This window comes from Salmonella sp. FC25216, from assembly GCF_057751355.1.
Genome location: NZ_JBDGON010000002.1, coordinates 513,077 through 535,552 on the forward strand (window position 1 = coordinate 513,077; position 22,476 = coordinate 535,552).

Consider the following 22,476-nt stretch of genomic DNA (forward strand, 5'->3'; position numbering starts at 1 on the left):
AATGCGTGCCAGCTCACAACCTGGCTAAATTTCCCGAGCGTGCCGGGTGAGCATCTGGCGCGCCGTCTATTTTTAGGAAAGCGGCGGCCTGTTCGCCGGAAAATCGATTAACGACGATATGGGAAAATGCTATGCAATATCAATTACTGATTAATGGCGTACTGGTGGACGGCGAGGGAGAAAGGCAGTCCGTTTATAACCCGGCGACAGGCGAGGTAATACTTGAGATTGCGGAAGCGTCGCCCGCGCAGGTTGACGACGCGGTGCTGGCCGCCGATAGCGCGTTTACCGCATGGGGGCAGACCACGCCCAAAGTACGGGCGGAATGTCTGTTAAAACTGGCGGACAGCATCGAGCAAAACGCTCTTGTGCTCGCCAGGCTGGAATCGCAAAACTGTGGTAAGCCTTTGCACTGCGTAATCAATGATGAAATTCCGGCAATCATAGATGTCTTTCGCTTTTTTGCTGGCGCGGCCCGTTGTTTGAATGGGCTGGCGGCGGGCGAATATCTGGAGGGACATACGTCGATGATCCGCCGGGACCCGATTGGTGTAGTTGCCTCTATCGCGCCGTGGAATTATCCGCTCATGATGGCGGCCTGGAAGCTGGCGCCCGCGCTGGCGGCAGGTAACTGCGTGGTGATTAAGCCTTCTGAAATCACGCCGCTGACGGCGCTTAAACTTGCCGCGCTGGCGAAGGATATCTTTCCGCCGGGGGTGATCAATGTCCTGTTCGGACGAGGGCAAACTGTTGGCGATGTATTGACCGGACATGCAAAAGTACGCATGGTCTCTTTAACTGGCGCTATCGCGACCGGGGAGCATATTCTGCGTCATACTGCGTCAGCGATAAAACGCACGCATATGGAACTCGGCGGTAAAGCCCCGGTGATTGTTTTTGATGATGCCGATCTGGATGCGGTGGCGCAGGGCATCCGGACCTTCGGTTTCTATAATGCCGGACAAGATTGTACTGCGGCGTGCCGTATATACGCACAACGCGGTATCTATGATGCGCTGATCGAAAAGCTAGGAGATGCGGTGAGCAGCCTGAAAATGGGCGCGCCGGAGGATGAATCAACAGAGCTGGGGCCGTTAAGTTCGCTGGCGCATTTGACGCGCGTCACAGCGGCTGTCGAGGAGGCGAAGGCGCTCGGCCATATCCGCGTAATTGCCGGCGGAAATCAAATGGAAGGTAAAGGTTACTATTTCGCTCCGACGTTGCTGGCAGACGCAAAACAGGAGGATGCCATCGTTCAACGCGAGGTCTTCGGCCCGGTGGTCAGTATGACCGTCTTTGATGATGAAGATCAGGTTCTGAGGTGGGCCAACGATTCTCGCTATGGTCTGGCATCCTCCGTCTGGACTCAGGACGTTGGGCGGGCGCATCGGGTTAGCGCCAGATTGCAGTACGGCTGTACCTGGGTTAATACCCATTTCATGTTGGTTAGCGAGATGCCGCATGGAGGGCAAAAACAGTCGGGATACGGCAAAGATATGTCATTGTATGGTCTGGAAGACTACACGATTGTCCGCCACATCATGGTTAAGCATTAAGGATCATTTACTCTTCAGAAAAGTCATGAAAAAATAGGCGGGTGTCGGCGGAGAGGGGAACCTCCCCGCCAACATGCGCAGCAAGTACTCAAAGGGTGAACACATCAAGCAAACCAGCCGAATCTCAACGAGATCAGACCCAAAAGTCCTGCAGCAGCAAAGACATTAATCAGCACTACGGTTTTACTGGAAACATTCATTTTTGCCACCTTTCATCATAACCCATATGGGTATAGTACGGGTTGGCGAGATCCGCAATAATACTTAAACAGGACATTCTGTGAGCGGAGCAGTGCATTGAGAACATTTTGCTGTTAAGGCGGATAAACCTTGATGTGTGTCAAAAAAAAGAGCATATTGCGCGCGTTTTTTCCTCTGGCTGGCGCGGATGCCTGATATGTCCCTCTATCAAAAGATGTTAGTTTTTTACGCCGTCATGGCGGTAATATCATTTCTGATCACCTGGTTTTTGACTCATGACAAAAAACGAATTCGTTTCCTGAGCGCCTTTTTGGTTGGCGCGACATGGCCGATAAGTTTCCCCGTGGCATTGCTGTTTTCGCTTTTCTGACCTCAAGCCCGATAAACGTTACCGGGCATGGTTTTTCCGCCAGATCAGGTTATCAGGGCAATTAATTGCTCTCTGTCTACGTCGGTAATGTCCTGCGGATGCCGATATCCTGCGTTCTCATTGGCCAGGGTATACAGCGCAACAAGCCAGTCATAGACATAGCGGCTGGCGGCGTGAACGGGCTGTTCGTCAAGCTTTGTTAAACGCAACATTGTCGAACGCTGCGTTGCGGCGAAAATGGCTGCGCCTTTCTGAACGCGGCTGGCCGGGCGTTGGGCCTCCTCGATATTTGTGTATCCAAGCCAGGCGATGAAGTTACCGATGATGGCATGGAGCTGAGCACCGCTCACCTCCTCACGCTGCATGGTTTTCTGTAACTGCAGAGGTAAGCCGAGACGATAGCTGGCGGTAATTAAAATATCCGCCACGGCGTTGAGCATCTGCGGTTCCAGTCCCAGACGCTGCGCATTATCCTGGCAGCGGGCCCACTGGCGCAGATGATTGATCCACATTTTGTGCGCCTGATAGCCCGTTTCGTGACCTTCTGACGCTGAAGCGCGCGTTGGTTCGTCGGCAAAGAGATCGATCGCGTCATTAAATAAACCGCTGACCTGTTCTTCTCGCGACTGTCGGGTGCGCAGCAACGCGTCGAAATTCTGTATCGGTGGTAACAGCCCGGCCAGCAGGTCACCATGTCTGGCGGCCTGGGCCTGAAGACGCCGGATCACGGTTTCAACCGGTAGTCGCGCGTCATCAAACACCGGTAACAGATCGCGCACGCGGTCTCTCAGTTGTTCGCGTAACGCCTGTAAGCGCGCCTGTCGCTGTGGTGCCGATGTCGCCTGCGATAGCCATTCTACCAAACGCTGCATACTGTGTTTATCCAGTGCCTGCAACGTTCCCCAATGCACGCCAGGTTTACCCATCAATTGCTGGACGGCTTCATCCAGATTTTGCTGGGTGGCAAAACGGGCATCCTGTGGAGTAATTGCCCAGACGACGCCAGGTAACGCTGATTCACGCTGCGGCTGAGTGGCGTTAACCCACTCCAGTAAGTGACGGGCGGCGGTGGACGTTTGTGAGCGGGATGCCAGAGCATTGCAGATCACCAGAACATCGGGCTGTACCTGCTGACGGTAATGGGCCAGCATCCAGCCTAATTTCGCCCGCCATAACGGATGAGGATGAATGCCTGGCGCGACCGGAATATCCAGTAAATCAACGTTATCCAGTACGCTATTTTCAACGGTTAGCACCAGTTCGCGGGTAAGCAGCGCCAGAGAATCAAGCGAAAGGCTGACCGCATTGAGCAATCGGCCCTCCTTAACCGGATGCACCACCACATCGCTTTGCGTATCGCTGGCGGTTAGCGCCATTTGCGTCAGGAAGTTTTCCGCCGGTAAGCCAAAATGATCGACCAACAGGCTGAGCGGCGCCGCCAGTTCCTCCGCATGACCTGTTTGTTGCAACATATGCGCCAGCGCCAGCCATTGCTGGGTGATCTCCGGCTGTTCTCCCCACAGTAATGCCCAGGCGTGCGCCCGTGTCGTGAGATCCACCGCAGGCAAGAGCGAGGCAAAGTGTTGCCATGTCGCATCATCAATATGTTGTCTGGCGGACGGGAGGCAAGAGCGCCAGAAACGCGCGATGGCGGCTACCTCTTCAGCGGTAACGCCGGGGACGGGCTGAGGTTGGCGAAGCGATTGCCATTTCTCCAGGCGTGAGGTGATAATGGATTTATCGACCTGGCGACAAACGGAGGACGAGCTGGTCCAGGCAATAAAAAGCTGCACCAGTTCGGCTTCACTGATCAAGCGCAGGCGCAACGGCCAGCCACTCTCGTTTGAACAAACGTCGCGCGTAAAGCGAATAGCCATATTCGCTGGCGCATGACCCGGATTGATGTGGCTGAAATAATCATAGTTACGGTCCGGCGTGGTAATTTCCAGCTTGCCATTCTCGTTACCGCATAGCGTCGTTAACAGATGTGCTTTTGCGGATTGCGAATACCCATACAGACCGACGCAGCCATGTGATGCGCAGGCGGCGTTGAGCGCTGACTCATCCGCTGCGGCGAGCGTAAGTTGCGCCAGCAGAGCGTCGGCTTCGTCATCCAGTCGCGTTGCGTAACGGCGCGTGTTGTTAACCCACTCGATAACAGCCTGGGTGGCGTTTAACGATTTTGTCATTTCAGGTATACACTCCCGCTATCTATCCAGTAGTGGCTACCGCTGTGGCGGCGGTCAGCCAGCGTATTCAGTTTTAATGTCAGCGCATCGGCGGCGATCGGCGTCCCGTCCTGGAGCCAGGCATCACTTAATGTGAACGATTCCGGGGCGCTATCTTTGCTACTGCCGTGTAATTTCAGTCGGACATTCAGTACACCGTCGCCAGCGATGGTTTTCGCCAGTTCGGCGGAATTAATGTTCAGGCAATAGAGTGGGGTCGCAGGCCAGCGACTATTAGCCAACTGACGAAAACCCAACGTCACATTGCCGCGTAGCGGAAAATGCAGGCGAGCGTCCAGCGTTGCGCCGGGTTTATCCAAATCGATCTCGTGATACCAGATGTTTTCATCGCGAAGCGTATTAACGGTATTATCCAGTACGCCGAGATAACGCACGGTCGAATACGCGCCGATATCAGCGGCTTTAAAATTGAAACGCGGCAGACGTAAATCCAGCGCCAGGCTACACAACATCGCGCCCACTGCGGCAGTGGATTTTGGATTACCAATACGCCCTTGTTGACTGAAGGGATACCATTCATGTACCTGATACTTATCCATCCAGACAATGCGATTAACCGGCACCGGTTGTAAGTGCCGGATGAGCGCCTGCACGCCGGGTAAACAGGTCGGTCTCCCCGTCACCAGCAAGATATCGCAGTGGTAGTGGGAGATCGCTTCGCAGACCGCATGAAGCGGCGTTGTCAGCGTAAACTGACCGGCCAGCAGCGCCTCCTGAAGCTGGCTAAACTGGATTTGCAACGGCACATTGAATACATCAAATGCCAGCGAACCAGACGGTAAGGCATGGTCGATCGCCTGCTGGATATAGTTCATCACGTTACTCGTTGGGCGGCGGGTTAGCAGATCGCCAAATGTCGCATGTAAACCGGCAAACGGATCGCTAATGTCGCTTTGCTCCCAGGCGGAAAGTACCGCGTGGCCCAGCGGCATAAATAATTGCAGCGCCGTTTGCTGGCGCAAAATGGCCTGAGTATCAATTCGTCCCGAATCGCCAAATAAGGTCGCCAGCAGGGCGGCGGCATCCGTAACGCCTGCCCGTTGCAACGCCGTTTGCAGGGAAGGGAGTACGCAGCGCTGAATGATATCCAATAGCAGATCGTCCCCGGCGACTTTAAAACCTTCGCGGAACAGGAGATGAGGCGTAATTTTTACATTGGCCCCCACGCCGTCATCTAACTGATAGTGAACGATCGCCATATCCGTCGTGCCGCCGCCGATATCAATCGATGCCACGCGCAGCGCGCGTCCGGGTTCTACGCCGGGTTCAGGCTGGCGATCCGGTCTGGCCAGCGCGTTAAAAAAGGATTCGGTACGCCCGGCGTAATGCGAAATAGCTTCGTTATAAAGCCATACCAGTTGGCCACAACTTGCTTCGTCCCATTCCATCTGTATTTCTGGTACCGGAATCACGCTTTTTTCACGCTGCTTAGGCGTGGTGAAATCCTCATCCTGCGGATGCCAGCCCATGGCTTTCCAGACCAGCGCCAGCGCTTCAAACATTCTCTGGCGGAAAATTTCTCGCTCCTGTTTCGGCATGGCGGAAGGCAGCGTTAAAATTAGGGTACGTAGTTGGCGCGGCGAGGCGGGAAAGCCGAGTCGCAGCCGGGTGGCGACGCTGTTAATTTGCCCCAGTGCCTGAGCCAGAATTTCGCACAACATATGCGTCATCAAGGTGCTACGGCTGTATTGCGGCGAAAAAACCGGTAGTCTTTCTTCATGCGGCAGGCTGAATAACGGCTGTCCGTCGTCGTTCATCAGATTCATCAGCGGAAACGCGGTGGCAAGTGGTTCGCGCTGCGTTTTACCGTGCATCTGGCTAAAACGCCAGTCTTGCAAGGCGGGGGTTTCATCCCACAGGTAGCGGCGCGGGCTGGAGATGCCGCTACTGCCTTCGGTACCCAGACGTTGCATAGCAAGGGCGCGGGCCTCATCGCCCACACGCACAATGGAAGGCCAGACAAAGGCGTCGTCTCGTCCGCTTTCGACAGAAAAGTGTTGTTTGCCAAAGCGCGCTTCTGAGAACTCCACCCGGCTGGTAAATAAAGGATCGTTCAGATACTGCGGCTCGCTTAAAGAACGTACCTGAAGCTCTGCCGTCTGACGTAACCCGTCATTCGCATCGCCATGATCCTCGATCAATACGCCGCAGGTATGCGTATTGCCGACATCCAGAATCAGATCGACCGGGATTGCGGGCGTGCTTAACGTATGTGTCACAAACTTCACTTCCGGCACCGTAAGCTGTTCGCCTAACAGCGTCAGTAAATTCAACCAGTGCGCCTGATACTCAAAGCTACGCAGCGCTTGTTGAATGGCCTGTTCCGAACGGTTTTCTACCTGTGAGGCATACTGAAGAAACGACTCGCGCAACCAGCCGTCAATCCATGTCTGGTCAAGAAAATCGGCAACTTCTTCATCGCGCCAGGCGAGCGCAAAACGTGTGCCATTGAGCAGATCGTTTTCGCAAGGCGCCAACGCCGGAGGCATATTTTTTGCCAGTTGACTGTCGAAGGCGAGGGTGATCCGGTGTGTGTTTCCGGCGCTATCTGGCTCGCTGAGTTTACGTACCTGAATGCGCGCCCAGTTATCCGGCCCGTCAATAAAGGTACGCGGCGGATTAAAACGCAGAAATGGTAGGGGAAGCCAGATCCCATCGAGTACGTCCAGAGAATAGTGCAGCGTCTGAGTACTTTCCGGTTTCACGACTTCGGGTTGACCGCCAGCACGTCCTGGCAATGTGTAGCGCCCGCTGGTCAGATCAAAATCGAGGCGCAGTAGCGGACCGTTTGCCGTTTTGCGCACAAAACGTCCGTAGTGGGCCGACTCTTGCGGCGTTAAGCCAAAATCAAGAAACTGGACGCCGCTGTTTGCAATGAGCGTGACGCTCTGTTTGTAATCACACAGATTGACCAACATAAAATCAGGTACCTATCTTTTTAAACGTCAACGGAATTGCCGTGTGGTCGCCATAACGGGCGGTACAGGTTGCGACGTCATTGACGCCCGCTTTACAGGTAATTTCCGGCATCGGATAACGTGAGCCGTCGGTGCAGCGCGCATTGCCGCGGCTTTTAATCATCAGCTCGCCCGTTTGATGCAGACCAGAGAAAATCTCCGCCCGACAAACCACGTTATCGCCATGTACTACGCGCGCGATACCTTTGTTATTTTGGATCTGGTAACGCAGAGAGGGCGGCTTGCCGGTAATCGGATCTTTGACATCCACACTGACCCGCCAGTTACCGTTTAAAAAGCGCGTGGTTCCAAGCTTCATCTGCGTATTGTCCATCACCAGTGCGTCTTTGGGGATAGCGGCAATGATAACAGGCGCTTCCGGCAGCGGCGCCGCTTTGGGGGCGGGCGTCACATCAGCACGATGCAGCGGCAAATGAGTGGTTAATTCAGGCAATGGGGTAACGTTAGTTTTCGCGATAGCGACAGGCGCGACGCGAGCAGGAGAGGAACCGTCAACGGATGAGGATTGCCAGAAAAAGGGCGTGGCGACGATGGCGATCACCACGGCAGCTATAGGTAAGCTCCACAGCGGTAGACGGCGAGATCTTTTCGCCTCAGCGACCGGGATGGAAGTGGCCGGCTTCGGTTCGCTGGCGATAACTTGCGGCGCAACAGGTTCTTCCGGCATTTTCGGCGGCTCAATGACAGACGTTAACAAAGGTTCATCCGCCTGACTAAATGCCGCCTCTACAAGCGGTTTTTCTTCAGGTTCCGGTTCCGGCTCGACCAGAGGGATGTCAGGGATCGCCTCGGTTATCCGCAGGCAGTCCAGTACATCATCGCGTGTATTTTCGTTGAGATTAACGAATCCCCAGAAGGTGATAACCGGTTTGCCGTTAACCAGGAAAACATGATTTTCGCCGGGAAATTGCGTCGTTTTTTCAAGTAGCGACCCAAATAGCTGAAGCGCGGTTTTACCGGATTGCAGGCTTTTTCGACTGAGAGCAGCCGCGCTTTCAAAAGTGCTGGCTAAATAACGTAATGCCCGAAAACGTGTCTCTTCGTCAGCCGCTTTCCACGCTATCGCCTGACCTTCAATCGGCGAATACCAGTCAACCCGATCGCCATTATCGTTAAGTTGCGGAATCGCCAGACAGTCAACCATCGCCTGCTGTTTACGCAGACGAAGCGTTTCACGAATTTGCAATGCTGATTCAAATACGGCCTGACCACCGCCGCCCACGGCCTGATAGTCATCCAGATTGCCGCTGCGCAAGAGAGTTTTTGCCACGTTGTTATCCCTTAGACTTCTTCACGCATCTACTTTACGGGGTCTATACGCAAGCAAACGGTGGAAGAAAGGCAAAAAGGAGCGAATTCTCGGTCTATTAAGCCCCGTGTTTTCACTTGACGTAAGTTAAATCAGGCTGGCGGCGGCGAATTACCGCATCGGGCGACAATAACGCGTATAATAGGCGAATCATGCTGTTACAGAATAAAGAGTAGGAGAGCTTATGTCGCACCTGGAGGAAGTGAGCGCCCGCGTGGATGCCGCCATCGCAGAGAGCGTTATTGCCCATATGAATGAATTGCTGATTGCCCTGAGCGATGACGCTGAATTACGTCGCGAAGATCGTTATGCGCAGCAGCAGCGTTTACGCACGGCTATCGCGCATCATGGCAGGCAATATAAAGAAGATCGGGACGCGCGCCGCGAACAGCTCACCAAAGGCGGCACGATCCTGTAACCTATTAAAACTGGCGTTTCGCAATCAGCCATGCGCCAATGACCAGCAACAGTGCGCCAAACGCTGGCCCGACCATTGCGCGTAACGTGACGCCGTGGCTACGCGCGATATCCAGCGCCAGTCCGCCGATTAACTGGCTGGCGACCAGTACTGCGATTGTCGTCGCGGCACCGACGTTCTGATACCCGCTAATGCTGGCAAATACAAAAAATGACCCCAGCAGACCGGGGATCAATGTCCACCAGCGAACGCTGGCGAGTAGCTCGCCGAAGCCCGCAGCGCCTTGCTTAAACCACAATATCGTAACAAATAAAACGATCCCTACCAGCGAGTTCAACAGCATAGCGATCAGAGTCGTCGATGATGTCTGCGTAATACGCACCATAATACTGTTTTGTACCACCAGCCCGACGCCGGCGGCGATCAAAAAGATCAGCGTCAGAGACTGGTTCATTCGCAGGCGTCCGGCGCGGCGCGTTCATCAAGCTGGAGCTGCATAAACGTGAGATCTAACCAACGGCCAAATTTTACGCCGACCTGCGGCATTTGCGCGGTGACGGTAAACCCCAGCGAATGATGCAGGCGTATTGAGGCCGCATTCTGCGACTCAATGCCGGCCACCATCACATGCTTGCCGCAGCGTCGGGCTTCGTCGATCAGTCTGCTGAGCAGTTTTCGCCCCAGTCCTTTCCCCTGGTGCGCCGGATGAACATAAACCGAGTGCTCGACGGTATAGCGAAAACCGTCGAAACTGCGCCAGTCGCCAAACGATGCATAGCCAGTCACCACGCCATTTTCTTCGCTTACCAGCACCGGATAGCCCAGTAATTGACGGGCCTCATACCAGGCAAGGCGATTATCCGTATCGACCGTCCGATCGTTCCAGATGGCCGCAGTATGTAATACCGCATGGTTATAGATTTCGGTAATCGCGGCGCAGTCTGCTTTATCGGCAAAGCGTATCGTCATAGGAACTCCAGGGAATGTTCACGATAGTGTTAGAAATACTATTGAAGGCGGCATAAATCAACGGATTAGCGCAAGAATTCACGTTGGGCGAGGGGCTGAGGCAGTCGTTCATAAAAGCGCACAGCGGCGAAAGGCGCCTGATATCTGAGAGTGTTTAACTCCCTCAGATAGCGAATGTTCGACTATTATTGATGGATTATGCCAGGCATGAGGAGAATAGAATGAAGCAACACACCAACCGAAATCGTCGTTGGGTTTTGGCCTCGCGTCCCCACGGCGCGCCGCAGATGGATAACTTCCGCCTCGAAGAAGATGACGTCGCGACACCCGGTGAAGGGCAGGTGCTATTGCGTACCGTTTTTTTATCACTCGACCCTTATATGCGTGGCCGCATGAGCGATGAAGCCTCTTATGCGCCGCCTGTTGAACCTGGCTGCGTTATGGTTGGCGGTACGGTCAGTCGCGTTGTCGCGTCAAACCATCCTGATTACCGACCAGACGAATGGGTGTTGAGTTACAATGGCTGGCAGGATTATGACATTTCAGATGGCGAAGGGTTGGTAAAGCTGGGTGATAATCCGCACCATCCTTCCTGGTCGCTGGGTATTTTAGGCATGCCGGGGTTTACCGCCTATATGGGGTTACTGGATATCGGCCAGCCGAAAGAGGGCGAAACGCTGGTTGTCGCCGCCGCCACCGGCCCCGTAGGCGCAACGGTTGGGCAAATTGGCAAGCTGAAGGGCTGCCGGGTCGTGGGTATTGCCGGCGGCGCGGAAAAATGCCGTCATGCGACGGAACTTTTGGGGTTTGATCTGTGCCTTGATCATCACGCTGATGATTTCCCGCAACAGCTTGCGCAGGCCTGCCCGCAGGGAATCGATATCTATTATGAGAATGTTGGTGGTAAAGTCTTTGACGCCGTCTTACCACTACTGAATACTTCGGCGCGGATTCCACTCTGCGGTCTGGTTAGCGGTTACAATGCGACAGCGTTGCCGGACGGTCCAGACAGACTGCCTCTGCTGATGGCGACGTTACTCAAAAAGCGTATCCGCCTACAAGGATTTATCATCAACCAGGATTATGGTCACCGGATACATGAGTTTCAGCAAGAAATGGGACGTTGGATCAAAGAAGGAAAAATGCATTATCGGGAGCAGATTACCGATGGGCTGGAGAAGGCGCCAGAAGCGTTTATGGGGCTGCTGGCGGGGAAGAACTTTGGCAAAGTTGTGATACGCTTAGCGGACGATACGTAAAGAAAAAATGGCGGCATTATGTCGCCATAAAAATGTGCAAATTTTAAAATTCCGGCTTTACTTATATATTCATCATACAGGTCGCGGTGAGGCAGTTTATCTCCTTCAGCAGCCTGAATCGGTCAAAAATCTCGATACGAGAGGGAATGACGAAGCTAAAGCGATTGCCATAAAGGAACCTGTATTGTTGTAAAAGATGAGAATATCACGCAAGTAAATTATCACTTTTATTTGGCCGTTCAGGTCTGGATTATCTTTTTTACAATTAAGTTCCGAAACTTCTTTGGGACTCAATTGCGATGTTGTTCTGCCAAGAGGTGAAGGAAGGAAAATGCCGGGTACGGAAAAAACACAACATATAAGCCTGACCACACAGGTTGAAAATGGGTTAAAGCATCAATTGTCTATTGGCGCATTAAAGCCAGGCGCAAGGCTTATCACTAAAAATATCGCTCAAGAGTTAGGTGTAAGTATTACGCCAGTGCGTGAGGCCCTGTTAAGGTTGGTCTCTTCCAGTGCTTTGGCCGTGGCGCCAGCACAGGCGTTTATGGTGCCGGAGATCTCGCTGGAACGTTTGCTGGAAATTAATACGATTCGTACTGCCCTGGAGGAGATGGCGGTGGTAGCTGCTGCGGGTAAGATTACCCCAGATCGCGAGCAGACTCTGAATGCGTTATTAGAGGAATTTCAACAGGCGCTGGAAAGTGGGGCTATGGAGGAAATTCTTTTGACCAACCGCGCATTCCGCTTTGAGATCTATCACTACGCAGATATGCCAACACTGTATGCCATGATCGAGCAATTATGGGTATGTCTGGGGCCAAGCCTGCATTTTTTATATGATAATTTTAAACTTGATGATTATCAAAATGGCGTTAATCTGTACAGGAAATTGCTTAATGCATTAGTGGCCGGTGATAAAGAAGCCAGCCGCTACTGTTTACAGGACGTTTTGCAACAAAACATAGCGACGATTAAAAATCAGTACGTCATGTAACTATGACTTATCAATAGCGGGGGCTCCCCCGCTATTGCCGGATGTTTATTCAAATCGCCATGCCAGATTAATCCCCACGCCATAGTTACGCCCTGGCGCTGGCTCATAATATCGGCCATTCGATTCATTAACGATCACCGAACCGATATATTCTTTATCAAATAGATTATCTATCCGCCCAAAAATATCGACGGTAAGCTGACTGTAATTAAATTTATACCCTGTATTCAGTCCAACAACGGTATAAGAAGGGGCTTTTGCGGTATTTTCATCATCGACCATGATATCGCCCATATACCGAACGTCAGTTCCGGCGTACCAACCCTCATCCGGGATAAAGCCTAATGAGGCGAATCCCATATTACGGGCGATGCCAGGCATCCTGTTTCCATCACAGTTTTGCCCCTGACAAACGTTACTGCGATAGGTCGCGTCCAGCCAGGTCCACGATGCTTTCACCCGCCAGTCGCCGGCGAAGCGCTGGTCCAACGCGAGTTCTGCGCCCTGGCGGCGAGTTTTACCCGCGTTTTTGTAGGTAGTGCGTCCCCCCATACTGCTGGCGACGACAATTTCATCATCGGTATCGGTTTGAAATAACGCAGCGGTCAACAAGCCATTACCAATCCGCGTTTTACTGCCGACTTCCACCGTATCATTTGTCGACGGTTTGAGGTCAAAGTTGAACCCGCTTTGGCCGTCAGCGCGATAAGAAAGCTCATTGATAGTGGGGGTTTCAAATCCGCGACCGGCAGCAAGATAGAGATTCCAGGCATCGGTTAACGCATATTTTAGCGATCCGGCGGGTAACCATTGATGATAGCTGGCGTCGCCGCTGTCATCGCCATTGCCGGGCGCGATATAGTGATCGTTAGAATCGAACCACACGGAACTGTAGCGCACGCCAGCATCCAGCGAGAGTTTTTGCGTAAGCTGCCACTGGGTTTGCAGATAAGGATCGACATTCCACATCAGGTTACGCTCATCCCGCCGTAAATCGCCTTTATGCCCAAACTCAGGGGTGCCGTTGTTGAGGCGGAAGTTATTGTAACCCTTTCGGTTTTCGCTCATGTTTTCATAATTTAATCCGCCAGTGAAGGTGACCGGTACACCTAATTCTCCACGATGGGTCCAGCGGGAATCAATGCCCTGATAGTGGCGTTGCAGTGTAATCACGCCGCCAGCCTGGGCCGGTTTTAGCTGTGCCACCAGAGGAATAGACTGGTATTGCGTGGTTTCCCGCTCTCCGGCGTAGGCCATCACGCTGATATCATCCTGCGCGCTGAGCTGACGTTCATAACGCAATCCAGCCTGAGTTTGTTTGATAGTTTTACGCGTATTGTACTGTTCAGCGCGCGGCGCCTGTTGCGGATCGGCTTTCCATTCAGATTCGGTGAGTCCGCCGGGATCGTCCGCCTTAATGTCCACACTATTAAAAATCAGCGAGAGTTTACTGGCATCGTCAAGCCGCACGCCCAGTTTGGCATTAGCCAGATTTTTTCGCGCGCCGCTGTGATCGCGGTAGCCGTGGGTGGTGAAACGGGTAGTCGATACCGTGTAATCCACGTCGCCAGGCTGTGTGCCGTCGCCCATCGCGCCCGTGGCTTTTAGCCCATAGCGCCAGCTTCCATAACTGCCGTAGTAGCTGCTGGCCTCAAGGGTGGGCGGCTGTCTCCCGGTTTCAGTGGTTACATTTATCACGCCGCCGGAAGCATTGCCGTATAACGCTGAGAAGGGGCCGCGTAACACTTCAACGTCTTGTATGCTGTTAATATCAATATTCGAAATCTGGCCTTGTCCATCCGGCATGGTGGCGGGGATGCCATCAACATACAGACGAATGCCGCGCACGCCAAAGGCGGAACGCGAGCCAAATCCACGGATAGAGATTTGAAGATCCTGCGCGTAGTTTTGCCGGTTTTGCATCTGCAATCCCGGGACGCTGGTTAAAGACTCAGATAAATTGACGCGCGGCCTCGCCAGACGCATATCTTCCCCCTCAATGACGCTAACGGCGGCGGGTGTATCCAGTTCGGATACGGTTTGCGGCGTTGCGGTGACTATCATGGTTTGTTCATTGGGTGCGCTGGCGGCCTGAAGGACCGGGGAAAAGGTCAGGGGAAATAAGAGGGCGGGATAAAGTCGCTGTCTAACGGAAATAATTTTCATGAAAATGCCGGGTAAATGTAAGCGTATCAACGGAAAACGTGACATTAAGGGTAGTCAACATGTAAAGTTTTGAAATTTTAATCGCACATTAAGTTAAGAAAATGTGCGGTATTTAAGGGCTAAAACGCTCGCAGGCGAGGAAAAGCTCCACTTTCTGATGAATAATGATTATTATTCTCAACTTATAATAAGTGCGGAACGAAGATTCCGTACAGTGAAGTAGTGTGAAGCAGCTATATAAGTTTTTATCAAAGGGAGTCGTCATGCACTTACGTCATCTTTTTTCGCCGCGTCTGCGTGGTTCTTTATTGTTAGGTTCGCTCCTCGTCGCCTCCTCATTTAGCACGCTGGCGGCGGAAGATATGCTGCGTAAAGCGGTAGGCAAAGGCGCTTATGAGATGGCCTGGAGTCAGCAAGAAAACGCGCTCTGGCTGGCTACATCGCAAAGCCGTAAACTGGATAAAGGCGGCGTGGTTTATCGTCTCGACCCGGTGACGCTGGAAATCACGCAAGCGATTCATAACGATCTCAAGCCGTTCGGCGCCACAATCAATACCGCGACCCAAACACTGTGGTTTGGCAATACCATTAACAGCGCTGTTACCGCGATTGACGCCAAAACTGGCGATGTAAAAGGCCGTCTGGTACTTGATGCGCGCAAACGTACCGAAGAGGTTCGTCCGTTACAGCCCCGTGAACTGGTTGCCGATGCGTCTACCAACACGGTCTACATTAGCGGTGTTGGTAAAGAGAGCGCCATCTGGGTTGTGGATGGCGAAACCATCAAACTGAAAACGGCGATTGAAAATACCGGCAAAATGAGTACGGGTCTGGCGATCGACAGTAAAGCGCAACGCCTGTACACCACCAATGCGGATGGCGAATTCATCACCATCGATACCGTCAGCAATAAAATTCTCAGCCGCAAGAAGTTGCTGGATGACGGCAAAGAACACTTCTTTATTAACCTGAGTCTCGATACCGCAGGTCATCGCGCGTTTATCACCGACTCGAAGGCGGCTGAAATCCTGGTTGTCGATACCCGTAATGGCAATATTCTGGCCAAGATAGCGGCGCCTGCCTCTTTGGCCGTCCTGTTTAACCCGATGCGTAACGAGGCCTATGTGACGCATCGTCAGGCAGGGCAGGTCAGTGTGATCGATGCGAAGACCTATAAAGTTATTAAAACGTTCGATACGCCGACATACCCGAATAGCCTGGCGCTATCGGCAGACGGTAAAACGCTCTACGTCAGCGTGAAGCAGAAATCGACGCGTGAACAGGAAGCGACGCAGCCGGATGATGTTATCCGCATTGCTCTGTAAATAGATATGGAGGGGGGGGAACCCCTCCAGTCATCTCTTTAAACGCACCGATACGCCTCGTTACACCCCGCCGATAGCCTGATGATTCTGTGAGAATTACACTGCCTTTTGCTGTAGTTAACTCATTACATTCACGAGAGAAATATGAAAAAATTATTTATATGCTCAGGTTTGGGCATGATGTTTTTTATGCTTGCGGGTTGCACAACCAACTATGTGATGACGACGAAGAATGGGCAAACGATCGTAACTCAGGGTAAGCCGCAATTAGATAAAGAGACGGGAATGACTCGTTATACCGATCAGGAGGGTAACCAGCGGGAAATTAACAGCAATGATGTGGCGCAGTTGATTAAGGCTGACTAACCATTGGGCGCGATGCGGTGTTGGTGGCAACGAGCATTAACCCCGGCAGGTCTGGCGCTGCCGGGGAAGGGTAATGTTATGTCGCGGCCTCTTCTTTCAATACGACACTCACTGTCGAATCCGCAGTCACTGGCGCAGTGCGATGGATCTCCGCCACGCGACGGCGCACGCCAAACCAGCCGGCGACCAGCAGAATGGCGATCAGCGGCAACGAGGCGATAGTGTAAGTTCCATTCGGGTAGTCAAACGCCATGAGTACCAGCACGCTTAACAAAAACAGCAGCGTTAGCCAGGAGGTAAAAGGCGCGCCGGGCAGTTTAAAACTGACGTCTGCGGCTTTACCTTCTTTTATCGCCTGGCGTAAACGCATCTGGCACACCATGATAAACGCCCACGACGCGATAATGCCGAGCGAGGCAAAATTAAGAACGATCTCGAACACGCGGGAGGGGACGAGGTAATTCAGGAACACGCCGACCACGTAAACTACCAGAGTCGCCAGAATACCTGCATAGGGTACATGCTGACGGCTCATTTTCGCCATGAATTTCGGTGCGGAACCCCCCATCGACATTGAGCGTAAAATTCGCCCCGTACAGTAAAGGCCGGAGTTCAGGCTGGAAAGCGCGGCGGTTAACACCACGATATTCATAATGCTGCCAATATAAGGCACGCCAAGTTTAGAAAAGAAGGTGACAAACGGACTTTGTCCCGCCTGATAGGCGTTCCACGGTAGCAGTAAAACCAGCAGTACGACCGATCCCACATAGAACAGACCGATACGCCAGATCACGCTATTGATGGCTTTCGGCACCATCGTCTGTGGATCTTTGCACTCGCCGGCGGCAGTACCGACCAGCTCAATCGAAGCAAAGGCAAACACCACGCCCTGAATCAGTACCAGCGCGGGCAACAGGCCGTGCGGGAACAATCCGCCATTATCTGTAATCAGGTAGAAACCGGTGGCATTGCCATCAAGCGGTTGACCGGTGCCGAGAAAAATCGTGCCCACCACCAGGAAGATAACAATCGCGAGTACTTTTATCAGCGCGAACCAGAACTCCATTTCGGCAAACCATTTTACGCCGATCATATTCATGGTACCGACAATGGCTAACGCGCCGAGCGCGAACACCCATTGCGGAACGTCGCCAAATGCGCCCCAGTAGTGCATATATAACGCCACGGCGGTGATATCGACGATCCCGGTCATCGCCCAGTTAATAAAGTACATCCAACCTGCGACGTAGGCCGCTTTTTCACCCAAAAACTCACGGGCGTAGGAGACGAAGCTTCCGCTGGAAGGGCGATGCAATACCAGTTCGCCCAGCGCGCGTAAAATGAAAAAAGAAAAAATACCGCACACCAGATAGACCAGCGCCAGTGCCGGTCCGGCCATTTGCAATCGGGCGCCTGCGCCTAAAAATAATCCGGTGCCAATCGCGCCGCCGATAGCAATCATCTGAACCTGGCGATTTCCCATCGCTTTGTGATACCCCTCTTCATGGGCGTTCAGCCAGCGTCGTTTCGCCGCATGTTGCTCTGCGGCGTGCGTAGTCTGTGTTTTCATTACGTTACCTGTTATGGCCTGTCTGACAGAAAAATCCCTTATGCCGCGACGGGTGCTAACCAATCGATTACCTGCAATGGCGAATACGGTTTTTCCCTTATTCTGTTAAAACCGCCGGCGGTGCATCCTACCTGCAATTGTTAAATGACGCAAAATATACGAAAAGGACAAAATGAGGATGTCGAGTCTATTTGTGTGGTCAGAGGTGGTGTAAAGCGGTCACGATTCAGCCAGCAGAGACGACATTATAAACTTATGGCTGGCGTGTCGCGCCCTAAATAACCCCTGTTAAACCTTGCACACGACCTGGGCATTATTTGAAAGTTTCCACCATCGTCTAAAGGTCACTATGGCATAAACATGAACTGACAACGGAGTATTACGATGCCATTAACATCAGCTGGAACCTACGCGCGGGCATTTAAAGCAGAAACGAATCTTCCTCAGGCTGCGGGAAACTATGAAAATAAGCTGGCGACTAAATTCGCCAAGGGAATGGTGGGCGTATTCACGCTGGGAATTGGCTATGGAATTTTTCGCTTGATTGAGCATTATTGTAATGTTCGACCTAAAGTTGCCGAGTTCTGTGCTAATGCAGAGGGTATACACGCTAATCTCATGGCCGCGTCTGCGTTACAAAAAAAGACGGTGGAATGTAGCCTTAAAAGCGGCGGCCAGTTGCGACTGGAAGAAATTTCTGTCGGCCCCAATGGCGAGTCGGTAGTAAGAATATCCGACGACAACCACACGGATGAGGTTCCCGGTACGTTCAAAGAGATCTGCGTAAAGCTGGAACAGGAATTTGAAACAGCGCCAGGATTATATGCTCTTAGCGAAAGATATAAGACTCTGGCGGCATTTTCAGAAATGAACGCCTTCAAAATAGCGCCAATTATAAACGGTCCGGAGCCGCAGTTCTATGGTGAGAACTTATATGTCAGAAGTATGTATAACATACATAGGCAATTAAGCCAGGCTGCGGCTGAAGGTAAAACCACTGTGAGAATGACCGTATGCGAAGAGGCAGGCGAACAGTACCCTCTTGAGTTTATAGAATTTCCGGACCCGGTAACGGAGCAGATAAAGGTAATACTTACAAACGAGGCCACCCAAGAGGACATTACCATTGAGGGCAATTTTGTCCAGTTTTCTGAGGAGCTTGAGAGAATATTTACTGCCCTTGACTCAACAAATGAGACGTTTAAACCGCTGGAAGAGAGAATCATTGACGTTGCCAGAAGCGCTATTGCAACAGGGGTAAGACCTGCTGACGATGCCAGTTCCATCATGTCGACGATTCCACTGCTGAGGGAGGAGGACTCGTCTCGTCTAGATCCTGGTTAACTCATTGGCACGCCTCGTCTTTTACGGGGTGTGCTGTAATTCCCCCTGCCTTCTATACACCCATCAACGGGTAAGGTAATGTTAACGTCCTATTGTTCACAGGAACATCATTATGCCCCACGTTGATATCAAATGTTTTCCCCGCGATCTGACCGACGAAGCAAAATTGGCGCTGGCCGCCGACATTACCGATGTCATCATCCGCCATTTGCAAAGCAAAGAGAGTTCCATTAGCGTAGCGCTTAACCACGTACCGCCCGAAGAGTGGCAGGCGGTATGGGATACCGAAATCGCCCCGCAGATGGAAACGCTAATTAAAAAACCCGGTTACACGATGTCGAAATAGTCTATCTCGTCGCGCTGTTTTAGCGGTGTGTTAGCAGAACCTAATTGCCGTTTGTACGCCGCAATGCCATGAGTCCCCAGCGCTGAGATGGGGGACTCAACGTGGAATACCTTAATGGAAGCCTCAGATGACCTCTTTTTTACATGCTTATTTTACGCGGTTAAATTGTCAGCCGTTGACCGTTCCTACGGTTGAAACGCTTAGAACGCTTCACTTAGCGCACAACTGCGCCATTCCTTTTGAAAATCTGGATGTACTACTACCTCGTGAAATACAGCTTGATGAGACAGCATTAGAAGAGAAACTGCTTCATGCCCGACGCGGTGGATACTGTTTTGAACAGAATGGCCTGCTTGAACGCGCACTACGCGACATTGGTTTTAACGTCCGAAGCTTATTGGGGCGGGTAATTCTGTCTAATCCTGCCACCTTACCGCCGCGCACGCACCGTTTGCTGCTGGTTGATGTTGAGGGCGAGCAGTGGATCGCTGACGTGGGTTTTGGCGGCCAAACGCTAACCGCGCCGCTTCGTCTACAGGCAGAAATTGCCCAGCAGACACCGCATGGCGAATACCGCCTGCTGCAGGAGGGGGGCACATGGATTTTACAATTCCGCCACTATGAGCACTGGCAGTCGATGTACTGTTTTGATCTGGGGAGACAGCAGCAGAGCGATCATGTGATGGGCAATTTCTGGTCGGCTCACTGGCCGCAATCCCATTTTCGCCATCATTTGTTGATGTGCCGCCATTTACCTGAGGGCAGCAAGCTGACATTAACGAATTTCCACTTCACGCGTTACCACCTGGGACATGCCGTTGAACAGGTTAATTTACCGGATGTGCCGTCGTTGTATCAGTTACTTCAGCAGCAGTTTGGTCTCTGCGTAAATGATGCAAAGCACGGTTTTACCGAGGCGGAGCTGACTGCGGTAATGGCTGGATTTGATACCCATCCGGAGGCAGGAAAATAATTTTTTGCCGCCGAGGGTTATCTGGCCTGACAAAGATTAAAAATTAATGGCCCATTCGGCATGAAACAGAATGACCGCCTGGCCGGAGATGGTGACGTTTTCCGGCTGGTTATCGCGAATGGCGATAGTAACATCAACCGTTCCCTCTCTGCCTAAAGCGCGTCCCTGATGACCTTTAATCTGCAGCGTTTTACCGTCATGCGCCATCAGACCATGATGGATGAGCCATGCTCCCATCGGACCATTGGCATTTCCCGTTACCGGATCTTCCACAATCCCCATCGCCGGGGAAAACATCCGCCCATCGGTTTCGTTTTTTCCCGGACGAATCTGGAAAGGAAAAAAGCCGTTACAGCCAATTTGCTGGCCAATTGCCATCAGGGCTGCCAGATCCGGAGAAAGGGCATTAATATCAACGTCTGGTTTGAGCAGAATCATCACTTTTGCATGTCCGGTTGAAGCCACCTGAATCGGCGCTCCCGGCACGATATCATCTTCAGTAAGGTTCAGCGCGGCGATGATGGCAGCCCGAATCTCTCCGACAAACGGTAGTTCAAAAGAAGGCTTACCTTGCTCCAGCGTGATGCGATAGTCGTTGTATTCGGCATGAATTTCAACGCGATGACGACCCGCTAACGAGGTTTGCCAGACGGTGGTGTTTCCCAACCCCAGTACCGTTGCCCGAACATAATGCGCGGCCACGGTGGCATGACCACAGATGGGGACTTCTACTGTCGGTGTAAAGTAGCGTATGCGTACATCGCTCTCTTCGCTTTTTAGCAAAAAGGCGGTTTCCGAGTGACGAAGTTCACGGGCAATTAGTTGCATCTGCGCGTCGCTTAGTGTATCCGCATGTAAGACAACGCCGGCAGAGTTGCCGCGAAAGGGTTCGCTGGTGAAGGCGTCAACATGATAAATCTGCGGTTTCATTGATGTTCTCCTTTGACTGAAGAGTCATCATAGCCTGTGCGTTGCCGAATGACGACGCACAGGCGTTTTTCTTTGCCCGGTAAGCGTGCGCCCTCCGGGCAAAGAGAATTAGCGGCGGGTACGAACAATCGGGTAGCGGCGGGTGAAATACTCAAACGACGCGCTCCAGACATGGACCAGACGGGTGAACGGGAAGAGCAGAAAAATAGCCATTCCTGGTACCAGATGGACGCGGAAAACAAACGCCACACCGCTCAGCATTTCCGAAGACCCACCACGGAAGGTAACAATACTTTGCGCCCAGCTCACCAGCTTCATCATTTCGCTGCCATCCGGATATTGCGCCGAAAACGGAATGGTGTTCAGGCAGTAAAACACAAAAAAAGAGACAGAGCGTTACGCGCTCTTTTGAGAACTTATTGAAGTTTTTTTAGAATGTTGAGTGAAAGAATAGATAAAAAAATAGGCCAGCGCGAAGAAGAGATATGGTGTTTCTTAATTGTTACCACTTGTAGATTAAAAGTTAATTTATTAAACTTTTTGTAAGTTTACGCAAAGAGTTCAAGCGTAATCATACGATCCAGATGATATTCAAACGCGGGATCGGCCATCTCCGGAATACCCAGCACATACATACCGTCCAGCCCGCACACCAGTGCGATAAGCCGCCAGGCGATATCCGTGGCGTTAGACGTAAAGGTAAATTCACCTGCCTGTTTGCCCTGCTTGATAATAGTGACCGTTTCCTCATGCCACATCTGCATCGTAAGGAGATAAGCATCCCTGATATACGGATCCCGGTCAGCCAGAATTTGCGCCTCTCGCCACAATTTAATGTAAGGCTCAAAGCCGCCGTCTTCGCTACCCAGCATGGCATGAAGCCGTTCACGCCAGGTGGCGGGCGGCGGAACTTGTCCGGCATCAAGTAGGGTACGGATCAAATGGACAAAGGCCAGCGCTTTAAGCTCGCCCGCCGAGCTGAAGTGGTGATGCACTTGTCCGGCGGCGACATCGGCTTCTGACGCGATCCGTCGCACCGTCATGGCGGCAAAACCCTCTGCCAGCGCCACGCGCATCGCCGCTTGCAGGATCACTTCGCGGCGTTCATCCCGGTTAAGGTAACTCATATTTTCCCCACATTAGCCAATGC

At 52.3% G+C, this 22,476-nt stretch carries 20 protein-coding genes and 1 pseudogene; 10 read left to right on the forward strand and 11 right to left on the reverse strand.

The window, feature by feature from the left end:
• Nucleotides 1-131: 131 nt before the first annotated feature.
• A complete protein-coding gene (gene patD, locus AC3G3F_RS05870; RefSeq protein WP_053509715.1) occupies nucleotides 132-1,556 on the forward strand; it encodes an aminobutyraldehyde dehydrogenase in 1,425 nt (474 codons plus the stop codon).
• A 104-nt stretch (nucleotides 1,557-1,660) separates the two neighbouring features.
• Here patD and yncL read toward each other — a convergent pair whose 3' ends face one another.
• Complete coding sequence (yncL, locus tag AC3G3F_RS05875) at nucleotides 1,661-1,756, reverse strand: stress response membrane protein YncL (protein WP_001103198.1); 96 nt, start codon at nucleotides 1,754-1,756, stop codon at nucleotides 1,661-1,663.
• 197 nt (nucleotides 1,757-1,953) lie between these two features.
• Between yncL and AC3G3F_RS05880 the strand changes: the two genes are divergently transcribed.
• Nucleotides 1,954-2,127, forward strand: coding sequence for a GhoT/OrtT family toxin (locus AC3G3F_RS05880; RefSeq protein WP_002952378.1), 174 nt, complete (start codon nucleotides 1,954-1,956; stop codon nucleotides 2,125-2,127).
• A gap of 44 nt (nucleotides 2,128-2,171) precedes the next feature.
• Here AC3G3F_RS05880 and srfC read toward each other — a convergent pair whose 3' ends face one another.
• The 3 genes from srfC to srfA are packed head-to-tail and all read right to left on the reverse strand — an operon-like array spanning nucleotide 2,172 to nucleotide 8,624.
• Nucleotides 2,172-4,316 (reverse strand): virulence-associated effector SrfC, encoded by a 2,145-nt coding sequence (gene srfC, locus AC3G3F_RS05885; RefSeq protein WP_488394626.1) that lies wholly within the window; start codon nucleotides 4,314-4,316, stop codon nucleotides 2,172-2,174.
• Nucleotides 4,313-7,294: a virulence factor SrfB gene (locus AC3G3F_RS05890; RefSeq protein WP_088733955.1), complete on the reverse strand. Its 2,982-nt coding sequence runs from the start codon at nucleotides 7,292-7,294 to the stop codon at nucleotides 4,313-4,315. The genes srfC and AC3G3F_RS05890 overlap by 4 nt, the downstream gene beginning before the upstream one ends.
• A gap of 4 nt (nucleotides 7,295-7,298) precedes the next feature.
• Nucleotides 7,299-8,624, reverse strand: a complete 1,326-nt coding sequence (gene srfA, locus AC3G3F_RS05895) for a virulence-associated effector SrfA (protein ID WP_053529065.1) — start codon at nucleotides 8,622-8,624, stop codon at nucleotides 7,299-7,301.
• A 223-nt stretch (nucleotides 8,625-8,847) separates the two neighbouring features.
• Here srfA and AC3G3F_RS05900 point away from each other — a divergent pair, with 223 nt between their 5' ends.
• Nucleotides 8,848-9,081: a YdcY family protein gene (locus AC3G3F_RS05900; RefSeq protein ID WP_000018717.1), complete on the forward strand. Its 234-nt coding sequence runs from the start codon at nucleotides 8,848-8,850 to the stop codon at nucleotides 9,079-9,081.
• 4 nt (nucleotides 9,082-9,085) lie between these two features.
• On the opposite strand, the gene AC3G3F_RS05905 is transcribed toward AC3G3F_RS05900, so the two are convergent.
• Together AC3G3F_RS05905 and mddA are read right to left on the reverse strand one after the other, a co-directional pair.
• A complete protein-coding gene (locus AC3G3F_RS05905; protein ID WP_079796385.1) occupies nucleotides 9,086-9,535 on the reverse strand; it encodes a DMT family transporter in 450 nt (149 codons plus the stop codon).
• On the reverse strand, nucleotides 9,532-10,050 hold the full coding sequence (gene mddA, locus AC3G3F_RS05910) for an L-methionine sulfoximine/L-methionine sulfone acetyltransferase (RefSeq protein ID WP_063390464.1): 519 nt from the start codon (nucleotides 10,048-10,050) through the stop codon (nucleotides 9,532-9,534). Before mddA ends, AC3G3F_RS05905 begins: the two co-directional genes overlap by 4 nt.
• Before the next feature lie 221 nt (nucleotides 10,051-10,271).
• On the opposite strand from mddA, the gene AC3G3F_RS05915 reads away from it, so the two are divergent.
• A complete protein-coding gene (locus AC3G3F_RS05915; protein WP_053529067.1) occupies nucleotides 10,272-11,309 on the forward strand; it encodes an NADP-dependent oxidoreductase in 1,038 nt (345 codons plus the stop codon).
• 331 nt (nucleotides 11,310-11,640) lie between these two features.
• Nucleotides 11,641-12,306 (forward strand): colanic acid/biofilm transcriptional regulator McbR, encoded by a 666-nt coding sequence (gene mcbR / locus AC3G3F_RS05920; RefSeq protein WP_070804396.1) that lies wholly within the window; start codon nucleotides 11,641-11,643, stop codon nucleotides 12,304-12,306.
• Between the two features lie 45 nt (nucleotides 12,307-12,351).
• On the opposite strand, the gene pqqU is transcribed toward mcbR, so the two are convergent.
• On the reverse strand, nucleotides 12,352-14,472 hold the full coding sequence (pqqU, locus tag AC3G3F_RS05925; RefSeq protein ID WP_070801239.1) for a TonB-dependent receptor PqqU: 2,121 nt from the start codon (nucleotides 14,470-14,472) through the stop codon (nucleotides 12,352-12,354).
• A gap of 263 nt (nucleotides 14,473-14,735) precedes the next feature.
• Here pqqU and yncE point away from each other — a divergent pair, with 263 nt between their 5' ends.
• Together yncE and AC3G3F_RS05935 are read left to right on the forward strand one after the other, a co-directional pair.
• Entirely contained in the window at nucleotides 14,736-15,797 is a 1,062-nt protein-coding gene (gene yncE / locus AC3G3F_RS05930; protein WP_023249405.1) for a 7-bladed beta-propeller protein YncE, read from the forward strand.
• Between the two features lie 144 nt (nucleotides 15,798-15,941).
• Entirely contained in the window at nucleotides 15,942-16,163 is a 222-nt protein-coding gene (locus AC3G3F_RS05935; protein WP_023249404.1) for a YgdI/YgdR family lipoprotein, read from the forward strand.
• Nucleotides 16,164-16,239: 76 nt separating this feature from the next.
• On the opposite strand, the gene ansP is transcribed toward AC3G3F_RS05935, so the two are convergent.
• Nucleotides 16,240-17,733: an L-asparagine permease gene (gene ansP / locus AC3G3F_RS05940; RefSeq protein WP_023249403.1), complete on the reverse strand. Its 1,494-nt coding sequence runs from the start codon at nucleotides 17,731-17,733 to the stop codon at nucleotides 16,240-16,242.
• Nucleotides 17,734-18,117: 384 nt separating this feature from the next.
• Between ansP and AC3G3F_RS05945 the strand changes: the two genes are divergently transcribed.
• The 3 genes from AC3G3F_RS05945 (at nucleotide 18,118) to nhoA (ending at nucleotide 20,396) form a co-directional block, all read left to right on the forward strand.
• A complete protein-coding gene (locus AC3G3F_RS05945) occupies nucleotides 18,118-19,077 on the forward strand; it encodes a hypothetical protein (RefSeq protein ID WP_488394630.1) in 960 nt (319 codons plus the stop codon).
• A 112-nt stretch (nucleotides 19,078-19,189) separates the two neighbouring features.
• Nucleotides 19,190-19,423 carry a tautomerase PptA gene (gene pptA, locus AC3G3F_RS05950; RefSeq protein ID WP_023249401.1) on the forward strand — a complete coding sequence of 78 codons (234 nt, stop codon included), beginning with the start codon at nucleotides 19,190-19,192 and terminating at the stop codon, nucleotides 19,421-19,423.
• Nucleotides 19,424-19,550: 127 nt separating this feature from the next.
• Complete coding sequence (nhoA, locus tag AC3G3F_RS05955; RefSeq protein WP_488394632.1) at nucleotides 19,551-20,396, forward strand: N-hydroxyarylamine O-acetyltransferase; 846 nt, start codon at nucleotides 19,551-19,553, stop codon at nucleotides 20,394-20,396.
• 36 nt (nucleotides 20,397-20,432) lie between these two features.
• Here nhoA and AC3G3F_RS05960 read toward each other — a convergent pair whose 3' ends face one another.
• The 3 genes and pseudogenes from AC3G3F_RS05960 to AC3G3F_RS05970 all read right to left on the reverse strand — a co-directional run bounded on the left by AC3G3F_RS05960 (nucleotide 20,433) and on the right by AC3G3F_RS05970 (nucleotide 22,453).
• Complete coding sequence (locus tag AC3G3F_RS05960; protein WP_023249399.1) at nucleotides 20,433-21,326, reverse strand: PhzF family isomerase; 894 nt, start codon at nucleotides 21,324-21,326, stop codon at nucleotides 20,433-20,435.
• Nucleotides 21,327-21,434: 108 nt separating this feature from the next.
• Nucleotides 21,435-21,692: pseudogene (narI, locus tag AC3G3F_RS05965) on the reverse strand (respiratory nitrate reductase subunit gamma); the annotation flags it as partial.
• A gap of 182 nt (nucleotides 21,693-21,874) precedes the next feature.
• Nucleotides 21,875-22,453 carry a TetR family transcriptional regulator gene (locus tag AC3G3F_RS05970; protein WP_023249397.1) on the reverse strand — a complete coding sequence of 193 codons (579 nt, stop codon included), beginning with the start codon at nucleotides 22,451-22,453 and terminating at the stop codon, nucleotides 21,875-21,877.
• Between the last annotated feature and the right edge of the window lie 23 nt (nucleotides 22,454-22,476).

What these genes read in the sequence shown, in the direction of transcription:
- pptA (WP_023249401.1), top strand. Translation starts at nt 19,190, where the DNA reads ATGCCCCACGTTGATATCAAATGTTTTCCCCGCGATCTGACCGACGAA.
- AC3G3F_RS05935 (WP_023249404.1), top strand. Translation starts at nt 15,942, where the DNA reads ATGAAAAAATTATTTATATGCTCAGGTTTGGGCATGATGTTTTTTATG.
- patD (WP_053509715.1), top strand. Translation starts at nt 132, where the DNA reads ATGCAATATCAATTACTGATTAATGGCGTACTGGTGGACGGCGAGGGA.
- AC3G3F_RS05905 (WP_079796385.1), bottom strand. Translation starts at nt 9,535, where the DNA reads ATGAACCAGTCTCTGACGCTGATCTTTTTGATCGCCGCCGGCGTCGGG.
- AC3G3F_RS05900 (WP_000018717.1), top strand. Translation starts at nt 8,848, where the DNA reads ATGTCGCACCTGGAGGAAGTGAGCGCCCGCGTGGATGCCGCCATCGCA.
- AC3G3F_RS05890 (WP_088733955.1), bottom strand. Translation starts at nt 7,294, where the DNA reads ATGTTGGTCAATCTGTGTGATTACAAACAGAGCGTCACGCTCATTGCA.
- mcbR (WP_070804396.1), top strand. Translation starts at nt 11,641, where the DNA reads ATGCCGGGTACGGAAAAAACACAACATATAAGCCTGACCACACAGGTT.
- nhoA (WP_488394632.1), top strand. Translation starts at nt 19,551, where the DNA reads ATGACCTCTTTTTTACATGCTTATTTTACGCGGTTAAATTGTCAGCCG.
- yncL (WP_001103198.1), bottom strand. Translation starts at nt 1,756, where the DNA reads ATGAATGTTTCCAGTAAAACCGTAGTGCTGATTAATGTCTTTGCTGCT.
- AC3G3F_RS05970 (WP_023249397.1), bottom strand. Translation starts at nt 22,453, where the DNA reads ATGAGTTACCTTAACCGGGATGAACGCCGCGAAGTGATCCTGCAAGCG.
- mddA (WP_063390464.1), bottom strand. Translation starts at nt 10,050, where the DNA reads ATGACGATACGCTTTGCCGATAAAGCAGACTGCGCCGCGATTACCGAA.
- AC3G3F_RS05915 (WP_053529067.1), top strand. Translation starts at nt 10,272, where the DNA reads ATGAAGCAACACACCAACCGAAATCGTCGTTGGGTTTTGGCCTCGCGT.
- srfC (WP_488394626.1), bottom strand. Translation starts at nt 4,316, where the DNA reads ATGACAAAATCGTTAAACGCCACCCAGGCTGTTATCGAGTGGGTTAAC.
- yncE (WP_023249405.1), top strand. Translation starts at nt 14,736, where the DNA reads ATGCACTTACGTCATCTTTTTTCGCCGCGTCTGCGTGGTTCTTTATTG.
- ansP (WP_023249403.1), bottom strand. Translation starts at nt 17,733, where the DNA reads ATGAAAACACAGACTACGCACGCCGCAGAGCAACATGCGGCGAAACGA.
- pqqU (WP_070801239.1), bottom strand. Translation starts at nt 14,472, where the DNA reads ATGAAAATTATTTCCGTTAGACAGCGACTTTATCCCGCCCTCTTATTT.
- AC3G3F_RS05960 (WP_023249399.1), bottom strand. Translation starts at nt 21,326, where the DNA reads ATGAAACCGCAGATTTATCATGTTGACGCCTTCACCAGCGAACCCTTT.
- AC3G3F_RS05880 (WP_002952378.1), top strand. Translation starts at nt 1,954, where the DNA reads ATGTCCCTCTATCAAAAGATGTTAGTTTTTTACGCCGTCATGGCGGTA.
- AC3G3F_RS05945 (WP_488394630.1), top strand. Translation starts at nt 18,118, where the DNA reads ATGCCATTAACATCAGCTGGAACCTACGCGCGGGCATTTAAAGCAGAA.